The following is a 20606-nucleotide window of genomic DNA, read 5'->3' as shown; positions in this document are numbered from 1 at the left end:
GCCGCCGCAAAATCTTGTTTACCAACTCAACGGATGCAATTACCACCGTTAGAGATGAATCTAGTCCATTTCCGCCAAATAGTCAACACTTTGCTTTTAAAATGTCGCCATCCGTGGCAATCGTGCTTCTATCGTGTCACCGCATGCAATTGTGCGTCAGCGAAACCCTCTTCTGCATGGCATTTGCTTATCAGAGCTTCATACATGGGTTTAAAGTTACGACGCCATGTGGTTTCTGGTATCTCACCGACGAACTCCTCAAGGGCCGCGCAAGCCTCAGATGATGGCAGTCGAGAATAACCACGACCTGAGCATTTCCCGCAGGTTTTATAAACCGGAATCCCCTGCTGTTCTGATTTCTCTTTGTCCACCACAGTGCCTTTCCCATTACAGCGGCATGAGTTGGAAACCACCCCTTTCCCACCGCACGGCTTACATAGCAATTTTACTTTTTCACGCAGACCCCTATGGACTTCATACTCTGAAGGCCGGAATCCCTCAACTCCAAAACTAATGGAGCCTTTAACGATCTCCCTGTTGAATAGTGGCATTGAAGTTTTAGTCGTGAACACCTCTGATTCAGTGAACCCTTCCCCTTTGCAGCATTCACACTCGCGAACACTGGCAGCACTCCGCGCATAATCAGCAAACGCATATCTTGCGAGTGTTTGCACGACGCTTTGTTTAATATCCTCATCGAGCTTAGAGATTGCTTTGTACTTAACGGATTCTTTCAGCGCATATTGAGTAATACTATCCACGGCGCGATGCGGATTACTGATCCCCTGTTTTGCCAAAAACAATTCCAGCCCGAAGCCGCTTTTAAGGTCTGCCAACCCTAACGCTGCCATGATATCGGTGCCGGTAAGTGAATCAGAAGCCGTTGCCCGTGGAGAGTCGCTAATCATTGTGGATTTAGCGAAGAAGTGTTTCGTTATTGATTCCAGTCTCATTTATCAATCCTCTTCCTGCCAGTTGTCCCAACCATCAGCCGACCATTAACAATTGCGTGCCGTTCGCCCTTCACGTCATTGGCGTATTTCTTTACCGTTGAGCGCTGAGTATTTAGCTGGGCCGCCACAGTTGATTGGTTGCCATAAGCGGCGATAAGTAACTCTGGAATGGTTTTCACATATGCGTTCACGCTGCTACCTCCTGAAAATGGGATCGCCTTTTCTCAAGCATCTTGGTTTTTTTGGTGAAGATGGTTTTAATGCGGATTAGATATGGAATGTCGAACTTGCGGGTTTCGTGGTTTGAATCTACTTCCTGAACTTTGTCTAAGCCGTCACGCTCGATAAGCCCTATTCTGAATCCGGCTACATTGCCGCTTAGGTGTCGATTGCAATAAACGCATTGGGACCCAGTATTGTGAAGATTAAATCGGAGGTGGGGTGCTGCGCCGCGGCTTCGATAGTGACCACACTCCATCGTTCCGCCGTACTTCTGTTCTGGATACCTGCCGCAACTGATGCAGGGTTTACCTAAATATTTGAGCCTCACATACTTGTTAAACGCTGTTTGGGCCTCTGCCATTCGCTGTGGTTTGGTCTTTAACTTCTCCCTCCTGGCTTTCAATTCGTCTTTCTGTGTCTTGGCTAACTGCTTATCTGCTACTGATTTCTTCTTCTGCCTTCGCTCACGGTCTTTTCGGTATAAAAGTATGCAGTATTCTTCCTTGTGCTCTGGACAGCACCACCACGTTTCTACGCGGTCAGGCTTGAACCTCGTTTTGCATACTTTGCAGTTACGATGGCTCGGTAGCTTGTTTATCATCGGCTTCCTCCTTCGCTGCTTTATCAATGCATTTCTGATGAGCGTAGGTTTCACCCTTGTTAAGCATCAGAAAGCAGAAGATACATATTGATTGGGGGAGTTCAGGCATGGCTAACCTCCGGCTTTGGCAGTCCGTCATAGACTTCAGATAAGTGACCTCTGATTTGCATTCTTCGTAGGGCGCTGTACATGAGGTCGCATTCGGCCTGTTTATTAGCCTTGAATGGCTTATAGGCTGTAGAACACCACATGGCGTTACCGGGCCAGCCGTGCACCTTGTAAACTCGTCCGTTCTTTACGTGCAATAACCCCCACCCTTGCGGCAGGTCATTGGCACTGATAATTCCCGGTTCACAGATAAAGAACCGCCAGTCGCCCATACCTAGATCTGGATTAATACGAAAACGCTTTTTCTTGTCTGCCAAAAAATCAGAGCGGGAGCATTTCGCCTCAATCAAGCATGACGCCAGATTTCTAAACCCTATTGCATCGGGCTGTTCTCCAGTTGATACGGCGGCAACAAAGCGATCATGAAATGCCACTTTAAATCCGTTGTTCCTGAGAAACTTTTCAGCTATCAGGCATAGCTCATCGTGAGTTAATGACTGCTCACTCATCGCGTTCTCCTTACTCTGTCGAATTTTGCGCGCAGCAATACCGGTACCGGGTCATAGGTTGGTATCTGGCTGGCGGGGATTTGTTTGGTTGGCTTGGTTCGAGAGGTCTTGCGGAATATCAGGTTGTCTATGGCTATCTGGGTGGGACTTCGTTGTCGGCTCATTCATGCCGCCTTCCTGATTTGCACAGGAAAATCCAATAGGGCCATGTGATGCCAATGCAAAACGCCCTTGCATACCCCGCAACTGTTTCTTTACTGCCTTGAATGTCATGAGCCCATTCAGATACAACGCCAGCCATCCAGAAATAAGCTGCGACTAATATCAGAGTAATCATGTGCCACCTCAGAAGTAGCTATAAAGTTGGTTGATAATGTTCTGGTCAGTCGTGCGACCAAACAGGTGTTTTATTGCGGCGTTAACCATTGCGTTGTAGCAGCGTTCGAACTCGTCAGGCTCCATGTTCGCGTAAGCCAAGCTCTTTGCCCTCACCTTTGTTTCGCCTTTGATGGTTGTCACGACGTCAAAAAATCCAGCCAGAATAGTCAGGTTGTTCCTGAATTCTTTTTTCTGGGTATATTCGTCTGTGAATTCATAACCAGCACTCTCTGCCGCCCAATGAGCAAAGCAGAAGTTAAAGAAGGCAAACATCTTTCGGTGAAAGGCGGGGTTTCGAGTTAGCTTAATATCGGCAGTGTACATCTCGCCGTTTTTGAACTTGGTTAACCTGGGTAAGTCATGATCGAACGCTGGAACAAAAACGCCACCGGCATTCTTGACCATTTCGATTTGCATTAAATATCTACCTGCTCGGGTGAGATAGCCAAATTAGCCATACGAAGAATATTCCGGAACATATGGCACCTAAGAAATAAAACCACTCACTGGTCATAGTGGCTTCTCCGGCGCGGCGGCTAGCATGGCTTGATATATGCGCATAAATTTACCTCTATCAGTTCCGCCCATAGCAAAATGCCCTTGCGACATCATTTGGCGTGTCGGCGCAATCGGCACCAGCTTCCAACCATCCGGTATCTCCGGAGAGTTCAACTGTGGGGTGGTGTAGAGCGCCAACGTATCGCATCGCATTTCGCTGGCGTAATTACCGGCAGCGAAAAGACTGTTGAATAATTTCCCGGAAACTTCATACCCCCACGGATCAGCCCTCTTTGCAGCTAACGCGATTCGGGCCAGTGAAAGCAGTAATCGAGGGCTTACAGGAAACTCATCGCTGGTTGGCGTGTTGTGAATTTCTTGCTGGCAGGAACTTATAATTTCTTCAATTTCTTCTACAGTGAAACTATCTAATGATTTCATGCTGTGTATCTCCATACTGAATTGCCGCGGCGTGAATAGTATTCGTCCAGACAGATGGCCGGCATTCCTTTAATTTCCTTTCTGATATCGGCGCAACTGAATTTTTGTTTGTGCTCATTCTCCAGGTGGTTTCGAATATTCCACGTAGCCATTTGCACTGGGTATCCCGCACCTAAATTCTCGTCCTGCCATTCTTTGTATTTCTTGAAAACGTCAATTATTTGATTGGCTAGTTCACTCATTCACTCTCTCCCTTGATTCATTGATAATCCCATTCAATATCTGCATTATCATCAGAGTTGATTCTGATAACCCCAAATCCACCGCATGAACGACAAACAACTGCATCACCATCATAAAAAACATTATCGATATCGCTATCTGTGTGTACCGTCTTTTTAATACCGTTGCATTGATAGCAGTCGGTCATTTTTGTAGTATCTACGCTATGCATATAATTTCCCCTTTAAGACTTTCAATCACCCTTGATTCGAATACCGGCAGTGCGGAGGGCTTCGGCGCACTCGTCAAGCGTGTTGTTTCTGGAGCGCCCGCCGTGATTTCCATCCCAATCTCTTTCTGTGTAAGCGTCGGCATTACGTTTAGGCAACTCCACCTCGATGCTTTCACGGCTGGCTTTCCAGCCCTCCCACAAATCAAGATATGAGTTAGCTGCCCAAGCACCGTAGCTAGTCACTGCATATCCCGAGCCACATCTGATCACGTGCTTTGGCATCGGGAATTTTTCTTCAAACTCTTCCCGCGATTTAGTTATGTCCATCAGAAACCACCTTGTTTTTTAGTTGACCGGCGCTCAGATTCAGCAGCCTTAGCTTTAGCCTGCTCCTGGTTGCAGTCATAGATTGCGCCGTGGCGCTGCTCAACGAATACAACACCGCCGCTTCCGTGCCGGTTAAGCCGGAGTAGTAACTCTGTATCCTGCTGATTGGCGTTCTCGTCGTAAGCACCTTCGCGGTATATCCCCAGCCAGTAATCACAGTCTTGCTCAATCTGTCCTGTGTCGCGGGAGTCGCTTGGTTGAGGCCGCTTATTGACGCGCTTTTCTAAATCACGGTTTAGCTGAGTCAGCAGAACGACAACACAATCCAGCTCTTTGGCGAGGTTCTTTAGCCCCTTGGTGATCATCCCGTAAGCCAGATCATTACGGTCTGCTTTTTCGGCGGTCATCAGTGTGAGGTAATCAACCAACACCATGCCTACAACACCACGTTCGCGCTTGATGCGGCGGCACTCAGAAACTATGTGGGACAGTGGAATGCCCGGCGTATCGTCGATATACAAATTTCCACTTCTTGCCAGCTCTAACCCTTTCGCAGATGCCAATGCAAAACGGTTATCGTCGTACCCATCAAGATAAAAATTACTGCTGGATACCCCAGAGGCTTGAGAGATCATACCTTCGCCAAGCTGCACTCCAGGCATTTCAAGACTAAACGCCAGCGCAGGGAGGTTCTCATTCAGCGCGCAGTTGATTGCCATGTTTGAATAGAGCGTTGTCTTACCCATTTTGGGGCGGGCACCGACCACGAACAGTGAACCTTTCACAATTCGCTTAGGTTCCAGCATGGCGTCCAGTGATGCTATCCCGCTGGTTAGTCCAATGGCTCGCGGGTCACCGGAAAGTCGCTGATCAACAACATCAACCCAATCTGAGAACACACTTTCGAATGTTCGCAGCCCTCTGCGGTTACCTGTCTTGGCGTGATCCGTAATCTCGGTAGATAGCGCCTGTATTGCCTCAAGCTTTTGCGTTGCTGTCATGCCGTTGTTGGCATAAAGCAACTCGGTCATCGCATTGGTTTTGGCAATGCTGTAACGAGTGATCGCCTTATCGCGGACTTCCATCGCGTAGTGCACGATATTCGCGGCGCTGGGGGTGTTCTTCGATAGCTCTGCCATGTAAGCAAAACCGCCTACAGTGCTGCTGATCCCCTTGTTCTCCATTTGGTTGAACAGAGTCAGAAGGTCAATAGGGATCTGCCTGCTAACCAAGTCTTTAATTTCAGCAAAAATAACTTGGTGCGGGCGGGTGTAAAACGATTCTGGTTTCAGCATGGACAGGACTTTAGCGACGTTATCACTGCCGTCATCCAGCATCAGGCCGCCAAGAACGCTTTGTTCAGCATCGAGGTTATGTGGTGGTGTTTTGTAATCAACGGTCATCCTTGTCTCCTTCGCGTACATCCCGGTAAAGCTTTTCTGACAGGAAGCTATCAAACTTCATCCTGCGCCATGTCTTGCCACTGCGGTTATCAGGGCGGTCTTCCAGCATCCAGCGGCAGTTCTCGCTGATGTACTGGAGATATTCCCTGAACCCCTGCATCGTAAGCGGCTGACCGTTATCCATCTGACGGGCAATTTTGTTTGCCTTAGCCCAAAAGCGTCTAATCAGGTTGCGCCGGTCATCGTCCATTACTCGCCAACCTCTAGCTTCGGGTAGCTCTTCTTTCAGGCATTGCCAGACTTCTTCGCAGGAAATCTTTTGTCCCTGATTGACCGTTTTTGAGTCGCCAGTTGCACACTTAATATCTTTAGATATTAAGTTAGTATTTAGTATTTCATTGTTTGTGGCACTTTGTTGGTAATCTGTTGGCACAACCTCTGCGCCAGCGCTTGGTACAAGCGGCTTTGCGTTGGCACTTTGTTGGTAATCTGTTGGCACAATATTTGGCTGATATTCGTCGTATTTTGTGACGTAAATTAGTGAGAATTTCTTGGTGGTTGACTTGGTGATCATCCCAAGTTTTTCAAATTTACCGATGAGATATTTAATGCGGTTACCGGTAATACCGGTTGCCAGTTCCAGCTTATTGCGACCGGTCATAAATTCACCACGGCGAACCATGACATCACCCAACTCAGTATTAATTATTGCCGGTGCGTGATTGGCGATAAGTATGAAATGGAACCACAAGTGAACCGCTTCAGAATCCGTCCTGTAGAAAGGCAGATCCATTATTTTCCTATGCATCAAGGCAAACCCCTTACCGGTTGCCTCCGGCCTTACTGTGTCTGGTTGACGAAACGCTAAGACGTTACTCATTGGCTTTCCCCTGCATAGCCTTAAGCTCCTTGAATTTCTCAACGAGCTTGTGACCGAATATTGGATTGTCCACGCAGACCATGACTAACTCGTCCGGCTTTGCAGAACGCTGCTGAGTAACTTCTCGCTGTTTTGCGTTAGTTTTCTTTCGCATCATTTGGCCTCCATGCGCTCAAACTCAATTACCCATACCCATGGGTTAGCTTCCCAGCTTTCCTCTCCGTAGATGGACTGCCATAAGCTGCTGAAATAACCTTTTGCAGTTGGTCTGCCAGTCATATTATGGTCAGCAATACAGTCATAATGGTCTTGAGATTCAGCAAGATAATCAGCGTCTACACCTTCAGCCAGTGCATCCGCATCACTGATATCATTCAACCGCTCAACACGAACGCCAGTGATTAGCAGGTTGATGCGGGAAGCTCTGCGCGGCATATGAATCGACGGCTTAGGCTTCGTCCAGTTCCCCCACTCAGGATTGCCGTCTGCCCAATACCAATAATCAGAGATGACATCGGGCACTGAAGGATTGAAAAAATCGAAGTCTTCGAGGTCCGAAAAACACTCGCGAACCCATAACTGATCGCCGGGCTTACCAAGCGGACAATTTCTGTAGTCACCCGCGTTAACCTCTCCGGCTAATTCATTCCCAGCCAGTTCACAACCCATGTTCTTATCGATAAGCGGGAGTTTGATAATTCGTCTCGTCTGTGTCTTGCGACCACTGAGAATGGCTTGAACCATTTCGGAATTGAAAAGTATTGGCTTCTCGTTCATAATTACTCCTGTGAATTGATCCAGTTAATTTGCATTGATGCCCTGACAGTTCGCGCTGTTGGGGCATTTTCTTTAGAACAAAGCTGGAGTCCTGTTGACTGGCTTCCTAGCTTTGGCTTTCTTTGCTTCGGCTTTATCAGCCGCCGTTGTGTTCTTAATTGCCCACGCCTTAGCAAGCCGTAAGCAGTCATCAAACATCTTTCCCTTTGCGCTTGCCTGTGAGCAGCGCCGATAGTGGTCAACTCCAAAACTTGCCCCCCCCTGAGCGATTGGTAACGAGTACCCAGCCGCTAGAAGCTCTTGCTTGATGTTGTGTTCGATAAATTGGATGTGGTTCATGACACCTCCTAAGCAGCAAGTGAGTTAGCGTCACTGCCGGTGATTTCTAACTGATACTTTGCAAACTCCATTGAAATGGTCATCAGATACCGGTACTGATCAATCGGTAGCTTCTTCTCACCTTCCATCACGAAGTCCTGAACACCACTCGCCGCTAATTGCTCCATGATTTCTGGGTACTTCTCAGCGCGTCGCATGACTGTTGAGTCGGCAACACTGAGTAGCTTTGCAACTACCGTTTGTCGTGTATGACTTAAGGCGTGGTGAGCCGATGAAAGGAGATGGCGACCAATAAATTCAACTGAATTTCTTTTGCGTGTTTTTGCACGTTCCATTGCGTACTCTTCCCTTGTTAGATGTTGTTACGTGACAAAGCTGTGAGCTTGTCACTTTGGTAGTGTTATTTTTTGCGCGCCATTGACAGTCAACCTTGACCACGCCGGGCACCCGACCGTATACCGGGTCGTTCGGTTACTAAGTTGTTGTTAAGCTGCTTGTTCCGGGTGAGGGAATAAGTCAGTCAAATCAGGGCGGATTCGGTATGCAGGGATTAGTCCTTTGGTCGCCTTCTCAATACGTTTTGCATTTTCGGCGGAAACCTTTTTCTTCCCATGCAACCAAGACCATACGGAGGGCTGTTTAACCTCACAGGCTTCAGCAAGTTTCTGCTGGCTCCCCACGATGTTAATAGCCGACTTAATAGCTTCGTTGACCATAAATAACTCCTGCTTTTGTAGATACAGGAATAATAGCCAAAGCTATTCATATTGTAAATAGCTTTAGATATTTGATTGGGTATAGCTGCGGCTATAAACTATGCGAATGGAAAAAATGACTTTTGCAGATCGGCTAAATCTAGCCATGAAAGAAGGTGGGTTTACTCAGGGTTCACTTGCTGAGGCCGTAGGTATGGCACAACCTAGCGTATGGAAACTAACTTCAGGAAAAGCCAGTTCTTCAAGGAAATCCGTTCAGATAGCCAGAGTGTTAGGCGTTCGCCCTGAATGGCTTAGTGAAGGAATAGAACCAATGCGCGAAGATGGCGCAAAGCCACACCATCCAGATTCAACAATCCCGCCTGAAAGCGAATGGGTTGGAGTTGAGGTATGGGACAGTTCCACCCCGCTTGGAGAGGATGACGTAGAAATTCCTTACTATAAAAGCATAGAGCTAGCAGCTGGGAGTGGTTGCGAAAACAACGAAGATCACAATGGTTTTAAGTTGCGATTTTCAAAGACCACCTTACGCAGGGCTGGAGCAGATCCAAAGAGCGTCATGGCCTTCCCTGTTCATGGCAATAGCATGGAGCCAGTACTTCCCAATGGAACGACTGTAACGGTTGATAACGCCAATAAGCGCATCGTTGACGGTGGGATTTACGCGATAGACCAGGATGATTTTTTTAGGGTTAAGCTGCTTTACCGGATGCCAGGCAAAAAGTTAAGCATTCGAAGCTACAACAAAGAAGAGTTCCCGGATGAGGAAGCGGATATGGATGATGTGAAGATCATTGGTCGAGTCATTCATTATTCGGTGATGCTGGTTTAGCTCATTACTAGCCCATCGTACCCGGCCCAGATGCCGGGTTTTTGTGCCTGTAATCTAAAGATGGAATAATTTCAGGAATATTTTGTTGTCGATTTTGGTGTTCCGATCCCCACTTGGTAATCACCCTAACATACTGATATTACTATCGTACGATTGAGATAATCCTCTTTTGGTGCCCACCCCGATCCCCATCGGCTGACAGAACGGCACCAGAATGTAAACCCGGCTGACATGAAAAACACCAACTACTCACCACCCTACCCGCTTTAAACACTACTCACCTCACACTTTTCACGCCTGATTGCCAGGTGCGATGAGTCACGTCTGCATATTTATTAAAAATAAATTACTTTATCAATCAATAGCTAAATAGCTTTATCTATATAATTATATCTTTAGCTATTTACATGGAATATATCCAAAGCTATTATCTATTCCATCAACACGGCAGGACGCCAACTAAGCAACACGCACCGAGGTGAGCGATGTAATCACTTCCGGCCCCGAGAGGGATCGACCGCTAAGTGTTCTTTAAAGGAGAAGTGAATTTATACCCTGTCGCTGTCAGTTCGAGGCGGCAGTAATAAGTTCTCTAAATGAGAGGTGAGTATGAAGAATGAAATTCGCTGTCCGGTGTGTGGGTTGAACTTCAATCCAAGGATACCGCTTATGCACATCGAGAAGCACCACAGGGGCGCGAAAGATTGTGACCTAGCAAAGATAAGGGATGCGCGTCGTAAATGCTTCACGGAGCCTACAGCAAAGAAGTCTGGCGGTAAGACCTGCTTACCACAGGTAGCTAAGTTTGCAGCAGGCTTCCGTAAGTCAGAATCATTAACAGCCCGTTAGGGCTCCACCGAGGATTTCATAATGGGATGCGATATTCATTTATACCGTGAGAAAAAAGTCTCAGGGGATTGGGTTACAGCTGATGTGTGGGAAGAGCAAGACGACGGCGATGACGGTGTTTACTTTGAAGTCCCATGGCGAAATAGATTCACTGACCGCAACTACAAATTGTTTGGGCTTTTAAGTGAGGGTGTTCGCTGTGAAATACCATTTGCATTCAAGCAGCGCGGAATACCTTTTAATGCCTGCAAAGAGGTTGCAGACAATAGCGCTCGCTGGGAAGGCGATGGTCACTCTCACAGCTATTTGTATCTGCATGAACTCAAGGATATGAGTGAATTTATCCAGAAGGCGAGCATCAATGTCACCGGCATGATGGAAAGAGATCAACTTAAAAAGCTTCAAGATAGCATCCGATCTGGCAGCCCAGACTGGAACCTGCTTTACCCATACTGCCGCATGGGTGGCAGTAGCAGTTATGTTGATTTCGATATCGACGTACCAGCGGCTTTTATCATGGCAAATTGTCTTGATTCAATTATTTCATCATTTAACGGTGTTGACGGCGACAACCACCGAATCGTTTTCTGGTTCGACAATTAATCATCAACATCGGCAAAAGCATCCCGCTTATTTAGAATCCCACCACATAGTTAAGGGGTAAGAGATGAAAATTAAGAATATGGAAGTAGCAGTTCAAGTTGTCGCAGCCCAGTGTTTGGCTAAACAATTGGAAGAACAATTAGTTCTTTGCACCACAGTGCAAACGGAGAAAGCAAAAGAGATTGCCGCCGCCGTCCGCACTGCTTTTGAAGAATTACTCAGTGATTAGTAAGGAATATCTTCTTATTGCTTATCCTTTTTGAAATGCTGTACAGCTTGGTCATACATTTTTAACAGATTATCCATATTACCAGAGCTGTGCATTGGCACTTTATCTCCACGAATTAACTCTACTACCAGTTGTAGCGCAGCCTTCTCAGGTAAAACTGTTGGATCAGAAATAGGTTCTGACATTCTCAATTCCTTATTTTGACTGTGGAATAACCAACATATCAATTTCCTTTGACTGTGGAAAGTAGGGAAACCACGGCTGGGCGTGGCTAAATACCCCAGCACAAATTATCAGGGTCGCATAACGCGGCCTTTTTTATTGGCGGGTAAATGAGGAATGAATGATGAGTAAGGAAAAGCGTGAAATAGCATGGCTGAATTGTGAGCGATGTGACCACAGCCCTGTGATTGTAGAAACCTCCGCACCAGTCGGGATGATTAATTTCAACGATAAGGCCGCATGCCCATCGTGCGGTTTGGAAGGTCATGCAGAGGTTGATAGTCCAGAGGAAGCATATATCTGCTGGAATGAATTTGAATGACCAGTGACCTTACCCCTGCCACTTAACCGGTGGCAGCAATAAGACCACTAGATGAGGTGATGTATGACAGATGAAATTAAAACAGGCGGCCCAGCGTTTCCGTGGTGTGGTGATTTGAATAATACGGCGCACATTGGGCTTGGTATGCAACTGCGCGATTACATGGCAGCTAAGTACATGCAGGGTGTAAGCGCGAGCCCTGAAAGATTGTACAGCAACGATGACTTAGCAGAAGAAGCCTACCAGATGGCAGACGCAATGATTAAGGCGAGAGGGTGATATATGGGAAAGATGACTTTTGTTGTTGAGTTCGAGGATGGAAAAGAACCGGCAATAAGTAAAGCCACTGAGATTCTCGGCGGGAAGTTGATTAGAGCCTCATTCAGGGACGGAATACTTAATGTGGATGACATCAATCAAGAAGCCTTAGCCGTTGAGCTTTGGAATGAGTTAACGGAATTAACTCAAAGCAGCGAAACAGAGTGGGAAGATGAGCCTTACGCTGATTTTTATCGCGATGCAGTGACTAATCTTCTCGAAAGCATTCAGAACCAATTTCAGGACTAACCCTCACCACCCCCACCAATCCCCAGAGTAAATAACTGACAACTGTCGGTGTTTTGCTGTGGGCGAAAATAAACAAACTTTATTAGGAACAACCCATGCAACAGCTAATTTGTGCAGGGTGGCCTTGCGTGGTCTGCTCTGATGAACCACCACGCAATCCACTTATAGAACTTCTGCTCTGGATTGCCAAAACACTTAATCAGCGAGGTGAGCCTTAATGGATATCGTAAAAGCACTTCAATTGCTCGCGGTTGATGCTCGCCGCGTTGGTAATAACGACCTGTGGCAAGTTGCAAATTGCTTATTTTATCGGGGGTTGAAATGAACGTATCTCAAATTATGGCTCTCGATAAAATCACAAAAGGATTTGATTCTCGCGATGAGAAAGCGCTGGAAGCGCGAACCGCCGAGCTGAATACCGAAATCAAGATTAAGCACATTGAGGCGCTGTTTAAACAGGTCGGCTTCTGTGACTTAAACCATAAGGTGCTTCACCTAATGCTTAATAACTCTGACTTCCAAGAAATGGCATCTCAATTTTTATGGGACTCAATGCTTATTGCAGCGAAGTACGAGCGAGCAATGATGATTGACGGGCATGGGGAGGCGGCGTGATGAGCTTCAGTATTGTTGAATTTGTAAAGCAACAGGAACCGCTATTCTCCAGTGCACTGACGGATCAGGGAGTGACATGGGCTAAGGAAAGCCAATTCGCTGTGCAGCTTTTCCAGAGAAATGAATATCTGACAAAAACAGCGATAGCCAATCCAGCTAGTGCACAGAACGCAATTATCAACGTGGCGGCAATTGGCATCACATTGAACCCAGCCAGTAAGCTGGCCTATCTGGTTCCTCGCGACGGCATGGTGTGCCTTGATATCAGCTATATGGGCCTTCTTCACTTGGCTCAAGCGACAGGGGCTATTAAGTGGGGTCAATGCAAACTCGTTTACTCAAATGATACGTATGAATCCAATGGATTGGATTGCGCCCCGACTCATAAGTACAACACATTTGGCGACAGAGGAACTGTTGTTGGTGGCTATTGCACTATAAAAACACCGGATGGTGACTACCTTACAGAAGAAATGAGCCTCGCAGAAATTAAAGCAACTGAAGCTACCAGCAAGGCAAAAAATGGCCCATGGAAAAACTTTTGGGAAGAGATGGCACGGAAGACCATCGTCAAGAGAGCAAGCAAATACTGGCCCCGCCGTGAACGTCTGGATGCGGCTATTGATTATGTCAATACGGAAGGCGGTGAGGGAAATAACTTCGATAATGCAAAGTCGCCTGAGCGAGATGTTACGCCAATAACGGCTGAGCAAAACGATAGAATTAACTCCATTCTTATCCAGGTTAATTCCACATTCGACAGTCTAAAAAAAGCATGCAAAACACTCACAGGACGTGAAGTTAATAACCAATCTGAACTGACTAACGAAGAAGCAGGGATGCTTATATCAAGCATGGAGCGCCGGTTAGCCAATAGCAAGGAGGCCGCAAATGCTTAGCAACGCAATAGCATCACAGAGGCTTGGCTTTGATATTTCCGCTATCGAGCAAGGAAGCGACGAGTGGAAAATGTGCCGGTTAGCATGCATTACAGCTTCAAGAGTTGGCGATATTTTGACAGAACCAAAGTCAAAAAAGGACAAGGATGCAGGCGTTCTATCTGGCATGGCTGAAACATACATGATGGATTTGATTGCTGAAGTCTGTACGGGAAGAATCCCCGACGAAATACCCGCTCGCCCCCTGCTTTGGGGGAAGAAACACGAAGAGGCTGCAAGGTTTCTTTTTGAGTTTGAAAACGACCTGACAACTACCCAGCCACCTATTTATTACAAGGATGAATCAATGCGCTGTGCATGCTCACCTGATGGCATGTGCAGCGACGGGAGAGGACTTGAGCTTAAGTCACCTTACACATCATCTCAGTACGTTAAGTTTCGCCTTGGCGGTATTGAGGCGGTTAAAAAGGAGTACATGGCACAGGTTCAATACTCCATGTGGGTCGCAGGATGTGATCAGTGGTGGTTTAGCAATTATGACCCGCGCATGCGCCGCGAGAACATGCACTCAATCATTATCGACAAAGACAATGAGTTTCAGGATGCCTTTGAGTTGAAGATACCCCAATTCATTAAGACCATGGATGAGGCTCTTGACGTTTTAGGCTTCAAATTTGGTGACCAGTGGGGGATTCAATGATGAAACCCTATGAACCATGGGAAGGATATGAAGAGCAGTTTATGAGAGAGGTTGCCGGATACATGCCCGGCGACCTGATAGCTGAAAAGCTTGAACGCTCTCTTCAGTCGATTTACGCAAAAGCTTCTTCGATGGGAATCGCACTAATATCCAACCGCCCAGCGCGACGCTGGACAGAAACGGAATTGCGGCTGCTCGGCAAGGATGCCGATGAGAAAGTAGCACACCTAACCGGCAGGACGCTGAAATCAGTGATATGCAAACGCGCTTCATTATCCATCCCGAAAGCAGCCTAATCCCCCACCCCATTACCGGCAGTCAATCTGCTGAGGAAACAGTTATGTCTGAAAATACTGATTACGAAACGTTAAAAGATGAGCGCGATTCAGCACTCAATACCTGCACTCTGATTGCCGAGGCTTTGGGTATTACCGGCGCGGTGGCGGGTGACACCATTGCTAGGGTACAGCAGTTGGTTAGTGAGAATGCAGCTCTGTGGAACGAAAACTCAGTACCTGAAGTTAAATTGGGACATCAAATGCAATGTTGGGCCATCGTCAGGTATACCAGCACCTTTAGCGGGAAAGTCACGGTTAGAGTTGCCATGCTGCGATATCTCAATATGCCTTGTGATGGAGGAGATGACGAATCTGATTGGGCTCTGCAAGACGACAACGGCGATTATTACAATGCCGTTGGTTGGCATTCATATCACGGACATCCTGAATATAGTGATTATTATCAATCGATTGAAAGTGGAGAAGAAGTATTGGCGTGGAAGCCACTGATTTATCCAAAGTTGCCTGAAAGGTTCGCCGCCAGCCTGAGGGGTGAGCATGAAATCAAATCGTGAAGCTAAGCGGCTGCTTGGCATGACGTTCAATATCAGTCGGCGGCGAATAGTGACTAAATCTGAATGGACTGGATTACACGTAACGGTTAAGCCATCTGCCAGCCAGAACCGTACTAAAAAACGGGCCGAGGAAGTCGAATATGCAGAATGCGTATGCGGTGAGTGGGGTGAAGTTAATTTTGACGGTCGCAGGTATTACTGCGGCTGCTCACCACGATGCTGCCCATAGGAGTAAAAATTGATGAATAACATAGAAGAGTTGAAACCCTGCCCATTCTGTGGCGGTAAAGCTCATTTATTAACGAGTAATGGAATGAGCTTTCTAGTTGAGTGCTCAGTCTGCCTGACTGATTTCCTCAATGGCCCCGTAGGTATTGGATGGTATCGCAGTGAAAAGGATGCTGCCGCCGACTGGAATGACAGACCTAGTGAACGTGCACTGATAGCCCAACTGGAAGCGGCACAGAAAGAAAACGGCGTTGTGCGTAATAAATATGAATCCATGTCTACTGCATATTCGTCAGTTACAGCAGAGCTAGCAAAAGCAGAAGCAGCGTTATCAGCGGCAAACGAGAAGCTGAAAGGCGATCAGGTGCCGGTAGCGTGGACTGACGCAGAAGAACTGCGAGGCATGGCTAACGATGGCTGCGGCTACCTGTTTAAGATTGACCCTGCAAACCCATTCACCGACCCGCGCAGGCAGATAATGCTATTCACCGGCACGCAGCAAAAGCCGGTTGTGTTGCTTGATAAGTATGTCCGAAATGAAAAAGGGCAGTATATTCTTGACGGAAAATGTGAGCCGCGCATAGGTTTTGCTGTGGGCTGGAACGCAGCAATCAAAGCAGCCGGTTTCATGGTCGAGGGGGGGTGATGACAAAGCCTCAGATAATTAAAGACCTCAAGCGGTCATATGAGTTGGCGCGTGACCACATGCTTTTGTCGCAGCGAATCACTGACTGGTTTGAGGATAGATACGGGGTTGATATCACCCCTGCCAGTGTTGATTGCGACGCAATCATTGACTCAATGGATTATGGGGTTGCTGGGCCATTATCAACGATTGAACGGATTGATGAGGAGATGGCCCTGTGCGGTGCTTATCCTTTGAACAAAGAGGGGAATGCAGATGCTGAGTAAAGAACAGAAATTACAGATAAAAATGTCGATGAATGACAAGTGGCAGTTAGTCAAACTAACTCACGTTTGGCCCGATGGTCACTTAATCAATCAAATGGCCCATGCTCTGATTGAACGAAATGCTGAACTGCTATCACTGCGTGAGCAATTGGAGGCACTAAAAAATCAGGAGCCTATAGCGTGGGGATTGGCCGATAAAAATGATATTGCTTATTATAATGAGTGCTGCATTGGTGATAAGGGAGTTATGGAGGATGAGGCTAGTAATTATAATGATTACGCAGATTCAGAAGATGACTTTATCCATGTGATACCGCTTTTCACAGTAGCAAAACCAGCGGAGGACTAATGCTAATCGGCTTTGTTCTTCTCATAAGCTCCTGCGGCTTTGATGTCTGTGATGCCCTGCCAGTTACCGAAGATATCTACCCTACTCAATCCGAATGCTTAACCATCTCAACGCTGATTAAAGAGCGCAAGCCCAACGTTGTGCTCATGTGCAGCGAAGTGTATCGGTAACTCGCTTTAACCCCACCACGGAACTCTCAGTAAACGGATTTCACTATCTGGAGTTCAGCATGAGCGACTCATTCGAAAAGTGGCTCAACGAGCCAATCGGGCCTAACGGTGAACAACGCCGCTACGTTCTCAGTATACCCCGTCAACACTTCGCTAAAACCGTATGGACAGATTGCGAGAAAGCAATCAAAGGGAAACGGACTTCATCTAAATAACCTGGAGATTCCCTATGAAAACTCACGACCTGAAAATCAGGCCGGAATTCTTTGCGCCCGTATATCAGGGGGTGAAGACCGCCGAAGTGCGCCTGAATGATAGAGATTACATGGTTGGTGACCTGTTAATTCTTAATGAATTTAATGGAACCCAATACACAGGAAAAATTGTAATCCGGCAGGTGACGCATGTTGCTGATATTAGCGAATTAAAGGCTGGATACGTGCTGTTGAGCATGGTCCCTTTTGAAATGGCAGAGGTGGCCTGATGGACGATATCAGCGAACTAATTCTGACTGTCGGCCGCGCGCCGGATGACGGACGTGACCACAAAGAAGCCTATTTGTGGGACATGAAAATAAAGCAGCGGCTACGAACCGGCGATAAATCAAAGAGACCGGTACCGCGGCAAGTTGTCCCGCCAACTCCAGTTAAAACGGTGAAGTCAGTGAAAGCGAAAGTGAGAAAGATAATGGAGGCGGCATGAGTGATTACGGCGGCAGCCACACCCCGGATAACTTGAAAGATTTATGGATGACACCCGCCGACATATTCACCGCATTAGATATTGAGTTTGGCTTTTACCTGGATGCAGCAGCCAGTCACAAAAGCGCCCTGTGCGCCCGATACCTCACCGAGCAAGACGATGCACTTATTAGTGCATGGGAAAGTTGCGGCGCTATCTGGTGCAATCCACCCTACTCCGATATCTCACCCTGGGTAACCAAGGCGGCTGAGCAATGTAAGCAGCAACTCCAGCCGGTAGTGATGCTTGTGCCGGCCGACTCATCTGTAGGCTGGTTTAGCCAGGCACTGCAATCTGTGGATGAGGTGCGATTCATTACTGATGGCCGGATATCGTTTCTACGCTCTGATACTGGAAAGCCAATCAACGGTAACAACAAAGGTTCGCTGTTGTTCATCTGGCGGCCATTCATCAAACCTCGCTGCATGTTCACGACCGTTAAGCGCGATGAGCTAAAAGCGATTGGGCAGGAAATATTAACCGGGAGTAAAGCAGCATGAAACGACTCAAATTATCAACTGAGATACTTGTGGTGATAATCCTCACCCTCTTCTTTATGTGCATGGTTGTCTATGTTGTGGGTGATGCGCTGAAGGGAGTTCACTGATGGATGCGTTTAGCTTTTTAATGGCATATCTCGACTGGATTCTTTTGCTAATCGGCGTCTGCGCAGCTTTCTGGTTGGTGCGAGTAAAAGGATGGTGACACGTGACTCCAGAAGAGAGACAGAACGCGCTCCAATCTACCGCCAGAATGTGTAACAACGAAATTAAAATCACCCTCGCCGCTCTGCCGGCCAACACAAACAAAGACTCCATCACCCGCCCTATCATCCTGCGCCACTACGAAAAGCTAAAGCCACTTGGCTACAAGCTGGCTTGGCTTCTTTTCGCCATCGGAGTGCTGAATGGTCAGTTTAAGTGGAATAGGTGATGGGATTGATAAAGAGATAAGAGGCCAGATATGACAAATGTTATTCAAATTGTGCCGAATAAGTGGGTAACAGAGGATCTGCTTATTACTTTAACCGGCCTTCGTCCTGGAACAATTAAGAGGGCCAGAGAGAAATCGTGGCTGCAAGGGAGGGAGTATTTACTGGTTTCTCCTGAAGATGATCCAAAACCCAATAGCGAGTGTATGTATAACAGGGAAGCTATTGATAACTGGGTCGAGCGTCAAAAAAGTATCCAGCCATCAACCGCAAAGCTAAAAAAAGCGGTATAACCTACAGTCCAATCAACCTCATAAGGGTCAATTATGAGCAAACAGCAATACCCTACCGGCGTAGAGCATCATGGAGGATATCTACGCATTTGGTTTATGTATCAGAAAAAGCGTTGCAGGGAATCCCTTGGGGTTCCTGATACGCCTAAGAACAGAAAAATAGCATCTGATTTGCGTCAGTCAATTGGGTACGCTATTAAGACCGGAACATTTGACTATGCAAAACAGTTTCCTGAGTCACCAAATGCATCACAATATACAACCACAGAAATCAGGAATATTACCGTTCAGGTGTTGTTCAACAAATGGCTTTCCCTGAAAGAGCCGGAGGTTTCGCTAAACACCCACGATAGATATACATCAACACTGAAAACGGCAGCTATTCTACTTGGTCCTGACCGGCAGGCTTCATCAATCAGAAATGAAGACATTTTGAAGTTGAGAAATGAGTTGCTTAATGGGATGCAATTACCTCGACGTCACCAGATTACGGCGGTTAGAGGGCGGTCGGTGCCAACTGTTAATTATTGCCTGGCATGTGTTAAATCAGCATTTATGTTTGCGGCGGGGAATGGGTACTCTAATTCAGATCCAACATCAAATTTGGTTCGACTGAGGAAAAGTAAGCCACAGCCAGATCCGCTAACAAGAGATGAGTTCTTTAGAATGCTCGATGGTTGCACCCATCAGCAAATTAAAAACTTATGGACACTCGCTGTATATACCGGCATGCGGCATGGAGAACTTTGTGCACTGGCGTGGGAGGATGTAGACCTCGAAGCGGGCACAATTATGGTAAGGAGAAATCTTACCCGAGTTAAGCAGTTTACTTTACCAAAAACCGACGCAGGAACCGATCGCATTATTCAGCTTACGGACAATGCAAAAGAAGCCCTGCGCAGTCAAATGCTATACACAAGGATGGGGCCGCAATATCAAATACTGATCCATACAAGAGAAGCAAGAAAAACAAGGGAAGACAGTTGCACTTTCGTCTTCATACCCAGAGTTACATCATCAAACCAGCTTTGCGGTGATTATTACTCAACTGAGTCACTAGGCCAGATATGGAACGGAGCATTGAGGAGATCGGGGATCAGGTCAAGGAAACCATATCAATCACGTCATACATTCGCATGCTGGCTGTTGTCGGCCGGTGCAAACCCATCATTCATCGCTTCACAGATGGGACACGCATCTGCGCAGATGGTTTTCTCTGTTTATGGGGAATGGATGCCAGAAAGCAACAATGAGCAAATTGCACTTTTGAATGCTAAATTTTCTCAAAATGCCCCACTCATGCCCCACAAGAAAATTGTATAGTGGTTTTTACTATATAATTCAATAGCATTACCCACTCACACGCCCATATTCATCACATCTTGATAAGCCGCAACTAACTTATTACGAACTTGAATGCCCAGTTGCAAAGATACTGATGACTTTTGCATATCTACCATCACATCATTCAGGCCAACACCGGGCACACCCAATTCAAAATTCTGAGCCTGAGTGCGGGCATGCTGTTGGTTTTCACTGATTTTGCCGATGGCCGCTTTCAACTCACTGGCGAAGCCGGCCTCTACTGGCAACATCTTTGCCGAACCGGATGCCTGCAATGCAGTGACCTGCAACTGCTGTAAAACCCCTTCAATACCTTGAACAGACATGCTCATCCTCAAACG

At 46.9% G+C, this 20606-nt stretch carries 41 protein-coding genes; 22 read left to right on the top strand and 19 right to left on the bottom strand.

Translation table 11 applies throughout. The features are described 5' to 3' along the window. Nucleotides 1–128: 128 nt before the first annotated feature. The 17 genes from Q2T71_RS08100 to Q2T71_RS08020 all read right to left on the bottom strand — a co-directional run bounded on the left by Q2T71_RS08100 (nucleotide 129) and on the right by Q2T71_RS08020 (nucleotide 8606). The gene (locus Q2T71_RS08100; protein ID WP_372558716.1) at nucleotides 129–953 is read right to left on the bottom strand and encodes an antitermination protein; all 825 of its coding nucleotides are present in this window, start codon (nucleotides 951–953) and stop codon (nucleotides 129–131) included. Beyond that, a complete protein-coding gene (locus Q2T71_RS08095; RefSeq protein WP_372558715.1) occupies nucleotides 950–1144 on the bottom strand; it encodes a protein ninH in 195 nt (64 codons plus the stop codon). Before Q2T71_RS08095 ends, Q2T71_RS08100 begins: the two co-directional genes overlap by 4 nt. Further along, nucleotides 1141–1776, bottom strand: coding sequence for a recombination protein NinG (locus Q2T71_RS08090; protein ID WP_372558714.1), 636 nt, complete (start codon nucleotides 1774–1776; stop codon nucleotides 1141–1143). The genes Q2T71_RS08095 and Q2T71_RS08090 overlap by 4 nt, the downstream gene beginning before the upstream one ends. A gap of 101 nt (nucleotides 1777–1877) precedes the next feature. Next, complete coding sequence (locus tag Q2T71_RS08085) at nucleotides 1878–2393, bottom strand: hypothetical protein (RefSeq protein WP_372558713.1); 516 nt, start codon at nucleotides 2391–2393, stop codon at nucleotides 1878–1880. Next, on the bottom strand, nucleotides 2390–2557 hold the full coding sequence (locus Q2T71_RS08080; RefSeq protein ID WP_372558712.1) for a hypothetical protein: 168 nt from the start codon (nucleotides 2555–2557) through the stop codon (nucleotides 2390–2392). Before Q2T71_RS08080 ends, Q2T71_RS08085 begins: the two co-directional genes overlap by 4 nt. Before the next feature lie 181 nt (nucleotides 2558–2738). After that, nucleotides 2739–3188, bottom strand: coding sequence for a DUF1367 family protein (locus Q2T71_RS08075; protein ID WP_219655600.1), 450 nt, complete (start codon nucleotides 3186–3188; stop codon nucleotides 2739–2741). Nucleotides 3189–3281: 93 nt separating this feature from the next. Next, complete coding sequence (locus tag Q2T71_RS08070) at nucleotides 3282–3710, bottom strand: hypothetical protein (protein ID WP_372558711.1); 429 nt, start codon at nucleotides 3708–3710, stop codon at nucleotides 3282–3284. Then, nucleotides 3707–3952, bottom strand: a complete 246-nt coding sequence (locus tag Q2T71_RS08065) for a hypothetical protein (protein WP_372558710.1) — start codon at nucleotides 3950–3952, stop codon at nucleotides 3707–3709. Before Q2T71_RS08065 ends, Q2T71_RS08070 begins: the two co-directional genes overlap by 4 nt. A 17-nt stretch (nucleotides 3953–3969) precedes the next feature. Continuing rightward, nucleotides 3970–4164, bottom strand: a complete 195-nt coding sequence (locus Q2T71_RS08060; protein ID WP_372558709.1) for a hypothetical protein — start codon at nucleotides 4162–4164, stop codon at nucleotides 3970–3972. A 21-nt stretch (nucleotides 4165–4185) separates the two neighbouring features. Next, the gene (locus Q2T71_RS08055) at nucleotides 4186–4491 is read right to left on the bottom strand and encodes a hypothetical protein (protein ID WP_372558708.1); all 306 of its coding nucleotides are present in this window, start codon (nucleotides 4489–4491) and stop codon (nucleotides 4186–4188) included. After that, entirely contained in the window at nucleotides 4491–5894 is a 1404-nt protein-coding gene (locus Q2T71_RS08050; RefSeq protein ID WP_372558707.1) for a DnaB-like helicase C-terminal domain-containing protein, read from the bottom strand. Before Q2T71_RS08050 ends, Q2T71_RS08055 begins: the two co-directional genes overlap by 1 nt. Further along, complete coding sequence (locus Q2T71_RS08045) at nucleotides 5884–6774, bottom strand: DNA replication protein (protein ID WP_372558706.1); 891 nt, start codon at nucleotides 6772–6774, stop codon at nucleotides 5884–5886. The genes Q2T71_RS08050 and Q2T71_RS08045 overlap by 11 nt, the downstream gene beginning before the upstream one ends. Then, a complete protein-coding gene (locus tag Q2T71_RS08040; RefSeq protein WP_372558705.1) occupies nucleotides 6767–6931 on the bottom strand; it encodes a hypothetical protein in 165 nt (54 codons plus the stop codon). The genes Q2T71_RS08045 and Q2T71_RS08040 overlap by 8 nt, the downstream gene beginning before the upstream one ends. Beyond that, nucleotides 6928–7551 (bottom strand): morphogenetic protein, encoded by a 624-nt coding sequence (locus Q2T71_RS08035; RefSeq protein WP_372558704.1) that lies wholly within the window; start codon nucleotides 7549–7551, stop codon nucleotides 6928–6930. The genes Q2T71_RS08040 and Q2T71_RS08035 overlap by 4 nt, the downstream gene beginning before the upstream one ends. A gap of 72 nt (nucleotides 7552–7623) precedes the next feature. Further along, nucleotides 7624–7890: a hypothetical protein gene (locus Q2T71_RS08030; protein ID WP_372558703.1), complete on the bottom strand. Its 267-nt coding sequence runs from the start codon at nucleotides 7888–7890 to the stop codon at nucleotides 7624–7626. A gap of 8 nt (nucleotides 7891–7898) precedes the next feature. Further along, a complete protein-coding gene (locus Q2T71_RS08025; protein ID WP_372558702.1) occupies nucleotides 7899–8225 on the bottom strand; it encodes a hypothetical protein in 327 nt (108 codons plus the stop codon). A gap of 150 nt (nucleotides 8226–8375) precedes the next feature. Next, nucleotides 8376–8606: a helix-turn-helix domain-containing protein gene (locus tag Q2T71_RS08020; protein WP_050136668.1), complete on the bottom strand. Its 231-nt coding sequence runs from the start codon at nucleotides 8604–8606 to the stop codon at nucleotides 8376–8378. 106 nt (nucleotides 8607–8712) lie between these two features. Between Q2T71_RS08020 and Q2T71_RS08015 the strand changes: the two genes are divergently transcribed. The 3 genes from Q2T71_RS08015 (at nucleotide 8713) to Q2T71_RS08005 (ending at nucleotide 11119) form a co-directional block, all read left to right on the top strand. Then, nucleotides 8713–9438: an XRE family transcriptional regulator gene (locus Q2T71_RS08015; RefSeq protein WP_372559881.1), complete on the top strand. Its 726-nt coding sequence runs from the start codon at nucleotides 8713–8715 to the stop codon at nucleotides 9436–9438. A gap of 870 nt (nucleotides 9439–10308) precedes the next feature. Continuing rightward, the gene (locus tag Q2T71_RS08010; protein ID WP_372558701.1) at nucleotides 10309–10890 is read left to right on the top strand and encodes a hypothetical protein; all 582 of its coding nucleotides are present in this window, start codon (nucleotides 10309–10311) and stop codon (nucleotides 10888–10890) included. 64 nt (nucleotides 10891–10954) lie between these two features. Further along, nucleotides 10955–11119: a hypothetical protein gene (locus Q2T71_RS08005; RefSeq protein WP_372558700.1), complete on the top strand. Its 165-nt coding sequence runs from the start codon at nucleotides 10955–10957 to the stop codon at nucleotides 11117–11119. Nucleotides 11120–11133: 14 nt separating this feature from the next. Here Q2T71_RS08005 and Q2T71_RS08000 read toward each other — a convergent pair whose 3' ends face one another. Continuing rightward, complete coding sequence (locus Q2T71_RS08000) at nucleotides 11134–11304, bottom strand: ATP-NAD kinase (protein ID WP_108087569.1); 171 nt, start codon at nucleotides 11302–11304, stop codon at nucleotides 11134–11136. A 161-nt stretch (nucleotides 11305–11465) separates the two neighbouring features. Here Q2T71_RS08000 and Q2T71_RS07995 point away from each other — a divergent pair, with 161 nt between their 5' ends. The 19 genes from Q2T71_RS07995 (at nucleotide 11466) to Q2T71_RS07905 (ending at nucleotide 20244) form a co-directional block, all read left to right on the top strand. Further along, entirely contained in the window at nucleotides 11466–11663 is a 198-nt protein-coding gene (locus tag Q2T71_RS07995) for a hypothetical protein (protein WP_372558699.1), read from the top strand. Nucleotides 11664–11726: 63 nt separating this feature from the next. After that, nucleotides 11727–11942 carry a hypothetical protein gene (locus Q2T71_RS07990; protein WP_372558698.1) on the top strand — a complete coding sequence of 72 codons (216 nt, stop codon included), beginning with the start codon at nucleotides 11727–11729 and terminating at the stop codon, nucleotides 11940–11942. Between the two features lie 3 nt (nucleotides 11943–11945). Beyond that, entirely contained in the window at nucleotides 11946–12230 is a 285-nt protein-coding gene (locus tag Q2T71_RS07985; RefSeq protein ID WP_049611665.1) for a hypothetical protein, read from the top strand. A 321-nt stretch (nucleotides 12231–12551) separates the two neighbouring features. Beyond that, a complete protein-coding gene (locus Q2T71_RS07980; protein WP_372558697.1) occupies nucleotides 12552–12845 on the top strand; it encodes a hypothetical protein in 294 nt (97 codons plus the stop codon). Next, on the top strand, nucleotides 12845–13744 hold the full coding sequence (locus Q2T71_RS07975) for a recombinase RecT (protein WP_372558696.1): 900 nt from the start codon (nucleotides 12845–12847) through the stop codon (nucleotides 13742–13744). The genes Q2T71_RS07980 and Q2T71_RS07975 overlap by 1 nt, the downstream gene beginning before the upstream one ends. Beyond that, the gene (locus Q2T71_RS07970; protein ID WP_372558695.1) at nucleotides 13737–14444 is read left to right on the top strand and encodes a lambda exonuclease family protein; all 708 of its coding nucleotides are present in this window, start codon (nucleotides 13737–13739) and stop codon (nucleotides 14442–14444) included. The genes Q2T71_RS07975 and Q2T71_RS07970 overlap by 8 nt, the downstream gene beginning before the upstream one ends. Beyond that, the gene (locus Q2T71_RS07965) at nucleotides 14441–14740 is read left to right on the top strand and encodes a hypothetical protein (RefSeq protein WP_372558694.1); all 300 of its coding nucleotides are present in this window, start codon (nucleotides 14441–14443) and stop codon (nucleotides 14738–14740) included. Before Q2T71_RS07970 ends, Q2T71_RS07965 begins: the two co-directional genes overlap by 4 nt. A 44-nt stretch (nucleotides 14741–14784) precedes the next feature. Beyond that, nucleotides 14785–15297, top strand: a complete 513-nt coding sequence (locus Q2T71_RS07960) for a hypothetical protein (RefSeq protein WP_372558693.1) — start codon at nucleotides 14785–14787, stop codon at nucleotides 15295–15297. After that, entirely contained in the window at nucleotides 15281–15526 is a 246-nt protein-coding gene (gene sra, locus Q2T71_RS07955) for a stationary-phase-induced ribosome-associated protein (RefSeq protein WP_372558692.1), read from the top strand. Before Q2T71_RS07960 ends, sra begins: the two co-directional genes overlap by 17 nt. 12 nt (nucleotides 15527–15538) lie before the next feature. After that, on the top strand, nucleotides 15539–16171 hold the full coding sequence (locus tag Q2T71_RS07950) for a Lar family restriction alleviation protein (RefSeq protein ID WP_372558691.1): 633 nt from the start codon (nucleotides 15539–15541) through the stop codon (nucleotides 16169–16171). Next, entirely contained in the window at nucleotides 16171–16437 is a 267-nt protein-coding gene (locus Q2T71_RS07945) for a hypothetical protein (protein ID WP_372558690.1), read from the top strand. The genes Q2T71_RS07950 and Q2T71_RS07945 overlap by 1 nt, the downstream gene beginning before the upstream one ends. Continuing rightward, complete coding sequence (locus Q2T71_RS07940) at nucleotides 16427–16786, top strand: hypothetical protein (protein ID WP_372558689.1); 360 nt, start codon at nucleotides 16427–16429, stop codon at nucleotides 16784–16786. Before Q2T71_RS07945 ends, Q2T71_RS07940 begins: the two co-directional genes overlap by 11 nt. Before the next feature lie 229 nt (nucleotides 16787–17015). Next, nucleotides 17016–17171, top strand: a complete 156-nt coding sequence (locus tag Q2T71_RS07935; RefSeq protein WP_155412594.1) for a hypothetical protein — start codon at nucleotides 17016–17018, stop codon at nucleotides 17169–17171. A 14-nt stretch (nucleotides 17172–17185) separates the two neighbouring features. After that, complete coding sequence (locus Q2T71_RS07930; protein WP_372558688.1) at nucleotides 17186–17440, top strand: DUF3850 domain-containing protein; 255 nt, start codon at nucleotides 17186–17188, stop codon at nucleotides 17438–17440. Then, on the top strand, nucleotides 17440–17658 hold the full coding sequence (locus tag Q2T71_RS07925) for a hypothetical protein (RefSeq protein WP_372558687.1): 219 nt from the start codon (nucleotides 17440–17442) through the stop codon (nucleotides 17656–17658). Before Q2T71_RS07930 ends, Q2T71_RS07925 begins: the two co-directional genes overlap by 1 nt. Further along, nucleotides 17655–18197 (top strand): phage N-6-adenine-methyltransferase, encoded by a 543-nt coding sequence (locus Q2T71_RS07920; RefSeq protein WP_372558686.1) that lies wholly within the window; start codon nucleotides 17655–17657, stop codon nucleotides 18195–18197. Before Q2T71_RS07925 ends, Q2T71_RS07920 begins: the two co-directional genes overlap by 4 nt. 208 nt (nucleotides 18198–18405) lie before the next feature. Continuing rightward, nucleotides 18406–18630: a hypothetical protein gene (locus Q2T71_RS07915; RefSeq protein ID WP_372558685.1), complete on the top strand. Its 225-nt coding sequence runs from the start codon at nucleotides 18406–18408 to the stop codon at nucleotides 18628–18630. Nucleotides 18631–18660: 30 nt separating this feature from the next. Then, nucleotides 18661–18921 carry an excisionase family protein gene (locus tag Q2T71_RS07910; RefSeq protein ID WP_145603526.1) on the top strand — a complete coding sequence of 87 codons (261 nt, stop codon included), beginning with the start codon at nucleotides 18661–18663 and terminating at the stop codon, nucleotides 18919–18921. A 33-nt stretch (nucleotides 18922–18954) separates the two neighbouring features. After that, on the top strand, nucleotides 18955–20244 hold the full coding sequence (locus Q2T71_RS07905) for an Arm DNA-binding domain-containing protein (RefSeq protein WP_372558684.1): 1290 nt from the start codon (nucleotides 18955–18957) through the stop codon (nucleotides 20242–20244). A gap of 35 nt (nucleotides 20245–20279) precedes the next feature. On the opposite strand, the gene fliE is transcribed toward Q2T71_RS07905, so the two are convergent. Further along, on the bottom strand, nucleotides 20280–20591 hold the full coding sequence (fliE, locus tag Q2T71_RS07900; RefSeq protein ID WP_372558683.1) for a flagellar hook-basal body complex protein FliE: 312 nt from the start codon (nucleotides 20589–20591) through the stop codon (nucleotides 20280–20282). Nucleotides 20592–20606 lie beyond the last annotated feature (15 nt).

Origin of the sequence: Yersinia sp. 1652 StPb PI (assembly GCF_041538345.1) — a bacterium.
GTDB classification, from domain to species: domain Bacteria; phylum Pseudomonadota; class Gammaproteobacteria; order Enterobacterales; family Enterobacteriaceae; genus Yersinia; species Yersinia enterocolitica_E.
The sequence above is the reverse complement of the archived record's forward strand: the minus strand, read 5'-3'. Positions and strand labels throughout refer to the sequence as shown.

What these genes read in the sequence shown, in the direction of transcription:
- Q2T71_RS08020 (WP_050136668.1), bottom strand. Translation starts at nt 8,606, where the DNA reads ATGGTCAACGAAGCTATTAAGTCGGCTATTAACATCGTGGGGAGCCAG.
- Q2T71_RS07990 (WP_372558698.1), top strand. Translation starts at nt 11,727, where the DNA reads ATGACAGATGAAATTAAAACAGGCGGCCCAGCGTTTCCGTGGTGTGGT.
- Q2T71_RS08100 (WP_372558716.1), bottom strand. Translation starts at nt 953, where the DNA reads ATGAGACTGGAATCAATAACGAAACACTTCTTCGCTAAATCCACAATG.
- Q2T71_RS07980 (WP_372558697.1), top strand. Translation starts at nt 12,552, where the DNA reads ATGAACGTATCTCAAATTATGGCTCTCGATAAAATCACAAAAGGATTT.
- Q2T71_RS08055 (WP_372558708.1), bottom strand. Translation starts at nt 4,491, where the DNA reads ATGGACATAACTAAATCGCGGGAAGAGTTTGAAGAAAAATTCCCGATG.
- Q2T71_RS08010 (WP_372558701.1), top strand. Translation starts at nt 10,309, where the DNA reads ATGGGATGCGATATTCATTTATACCGTGAGAAAAAAGTCTCAGGGGAT.
- Q2T71_RS07985 (WP_049611665.1), top strand. Translation starts at nt 11,946, where the DNA reads ATGGGAAAGATGACTTTTGTTGTTGAGTTCGAGGATGGAAAAGAACCG.
- Q2T71_RS07995 (WP_372558699.1), top strand. Translation starts at nt 11,466, where the DNA reads ATGAGTAAGGAAAAGCGTGAAATAGCATGGCTGAATTGTGAGCGATGT.
- Q2T71_RS08065 (WP_372558710.1), bottom strand. Translation starts at nt 3,952, where the DNA reads ATGAGTGAACTAGCCAATCAAATAATTGACGTTTTCAAGAAATACAAA.
- Q2T71_RS07975 (WP_372558696.1), top strand. Translation starts at nt 12,845, where the DNA reads ATGAGCTTCAGTATTGTTGAATTTGTAAAGCAACAGGAACCGCTATTC.
- Q2T71_RS08000 (WP_108087569.1), bottom strand. Translation starts at nt 11,304, where the DNA reads ATGTCAGAACCTATTTCTGATCCAACAGTTTTACCTGAGAAGGCTGCG.
- Q2T71_RS07965 (WP_372558694.1), top strand. Translation starts at nt 14,441, where the DNA reads ATGATGAAACCCTATGAACCATGGGAAGGATATGAAGAGCAGTTTATG.
- Q2T71_RS08040 (WP_372558705.1), bottom strand. Translation starts at nt 6,931, where the DNA reads ATGATGCGAAAGAAAACTAACGCAAAACAGCGAGAAGTTACTCAGCAG.
- Q2T71_RS07950 (WP_372558691.1), top strand. Translation starts at nt 15,539, where the DNA reads ATGAATAACATAGAAGAGTTGAAACCCTGCCCATTCTGTGGCGGTAAA.
- Q2T71_RS07930 (WP_372558688.1), top strand. Translation starts at nt 17,186, where the DNA reads ATGAAAACTCACGACCTGAAAATCAGGCCGGAATTCTTTGCGCCCGTA.
- Q2T71_RS07945 (WP_372558690.1), top strand. Translation starts at nt 16,171, where the DNA reads ATGACAAAGCCTCAGATAATTAAAGACCTCAAGCGGTCATATGAGTTG.
- Q2T71_RS08060 (WP_372558709.1), bottom strand. Translation starts at nt 4,164, where the DNA reads ATGCATAGCGTAGATACTACAAAAATGACCGACTGCTATCAATGCAAC.
- Q2T71_RS08025 (WP_372558702.1), bottom strand. Translation starts at nt 8,225, where the DNA reads ATGGAACGTGCAAAAACACGCAAAAGAAATTCAGTTGAATTTATTGGT.
- Q2T71_RS08090 (WP_372558714.1), bottom strand. Translation starts at nt 1,776, where the DNA reads ATGATAAACAAGCTACCGAGCCATCGTAACTGCAAAGTATGCAAAACG.
- Q2T71_RS08085 (WP_372558713.1), bottom strand. Translation starts at nt 2,393, where the DNA reads ATGAGTGAGCAGTCATTAACTCACGATGAGCTATGCCTGATAGCTGAA.
- Q2T71_RS08070 (WP_372558711.1), bottom strand. Translation starts at nt 3,710, where the DNA reads ATGAAATCATTAGATAGTTTCACTGTAGAAGAAATTGAAGAAATTATA.
- Q2T71_RS08030 (WP_372558703.1), bottom strand. Translation starts at nt 7,890, where the DNA reads ATGAACCACATCCAATTTATCGAACACAACATCAAGCAAGAGCTTCTA.
- Q2T71_RS07925 (WP_372558687.1), top strand. Translation starts at nt 17,440, where the DNA reads ATGGACGATATCAGCGAACTAATTCTGACTGTCGGCCGCGCGCCGGAT.
- Q2T71_RS08075 (WP_219655600.1), bottom strand. Translation starts at nt 3,188, where the DNA reads ATGCAAATCGAAATGGTCAAGAATGCCGGTGGCGTTTTTGTTCCAGCG.
- Q2T71_RS08050 (WP_372558707.1), bottom strand. Translation starts at nt 5,894, where the DNA reads ATGACCGTTGATTACAAAACACCACCACATAACCTCGATGCTGAACAA.
- Q2T71_RS07940 (WP_372558689.1), top strand. Translation starts at nt 16,427, where the DNA reads ATGCTGAGTAAAGAACAGAAATTACAGATAAAAATGTCGATGAATGAC.
- sra (WP_372558692.1), top strand. Translation starts at nt 15,281, where the DNA reads ATGAAATCAAATCGTGAAGCTAAGCGGCTGCTTGGCATGACGTTCAAT.
- Q2T71_RS07970 (WP_372558695.1), top strand. Translation starts at nt 13,737, where the DNA reads ATGCTTAGCAACGCAATAGCATCACAGAGGCTTGGCTTTGATATTTCC.
- Q2T71_RS07910 (WP_145603526.1), top strand. Translation starts at nt 18,661, where the DNA reads ATGACAAATGTTATTCAAATTGTGCCGAATAAGTGGGTAACAGAGGAT.
- Q2T71_RS08045 (WP_372558706.1), bottom strand. Translation starts at nt 6,774, where the DNA reads ATGAGTAACGTCTTAGCGTTTCGTCAACCAGACACAGTAAGGCCGGAG.
- Q2T71_RS08080 (WP_372558712.1), bottom strand. Translation starts at nt 2,557, where the DNA reads ATGAGCCGACAACGAAGTCCCACCCAGATAGCCATAGACAACCTGATA.
- Q2T71_RS08035 (WP_372558704.1), bottom strand. Translation starts at nt 7,551, where the DNA reads ATGAACGAGAAGCCAATACTTTTCAATTCCGAAATGGTTCAAGCCATT.
- Q2T71_RS08005 (WP_372558700.1), top strand. Translation starts at nt 10,955, where the DNA reads ATGAAAATTAAGAATATGGAAGTAGCAGTTCAAGTTGTCGCAGCCCAG.
- Q2T71_RS07935 (WP_155412594.1), top strand. Translation starts at nt 17,016, where the DNA reads ATGAGCGACTCATTCGAAAAGTGGCTCAACGAGCCAATCGGGCCTAAC.
- Q2T71_RS08015 (WP_372559881.1), top strand. Translation starts at nt 8,713, where the DNA reads ATGGAAAAAATGACTTTTGCAGATCGGCTAAATCTAGCCATGAAAGAA.
- Q2T71_RS07960 (WP_372558693.1), top strand. Translation starts at nt 14,785, where the DNA reads ATGTCTGAAAATACTGATTACGAAACGTTAAAAGATGAGCGCGATTCA.
- Q2T71_RS07920 (WP_372558686.1), top strand. Translation starts at nt 17,655, where the DNA reads ATGAGTGATTACGGCGGCAGCCACACCCCGGATAACTTGAAAGATTTA.
- Q2T71_RS07905 (WP_372558684.1), top strand. Translation starts at nt 18,955, where the DNA reads ATGAGCAAACAGCAATACCCTACCGGCGTAGAGCATCATGGAGGATAT.
- fliE (WP_372558683.1), bottom strand. Translation starts at nt 20,591, where the DNA reads ATGTCTGTTCAAGGTATTGAAGGGGTTTTACAGCAGTTGCAGGTCACT.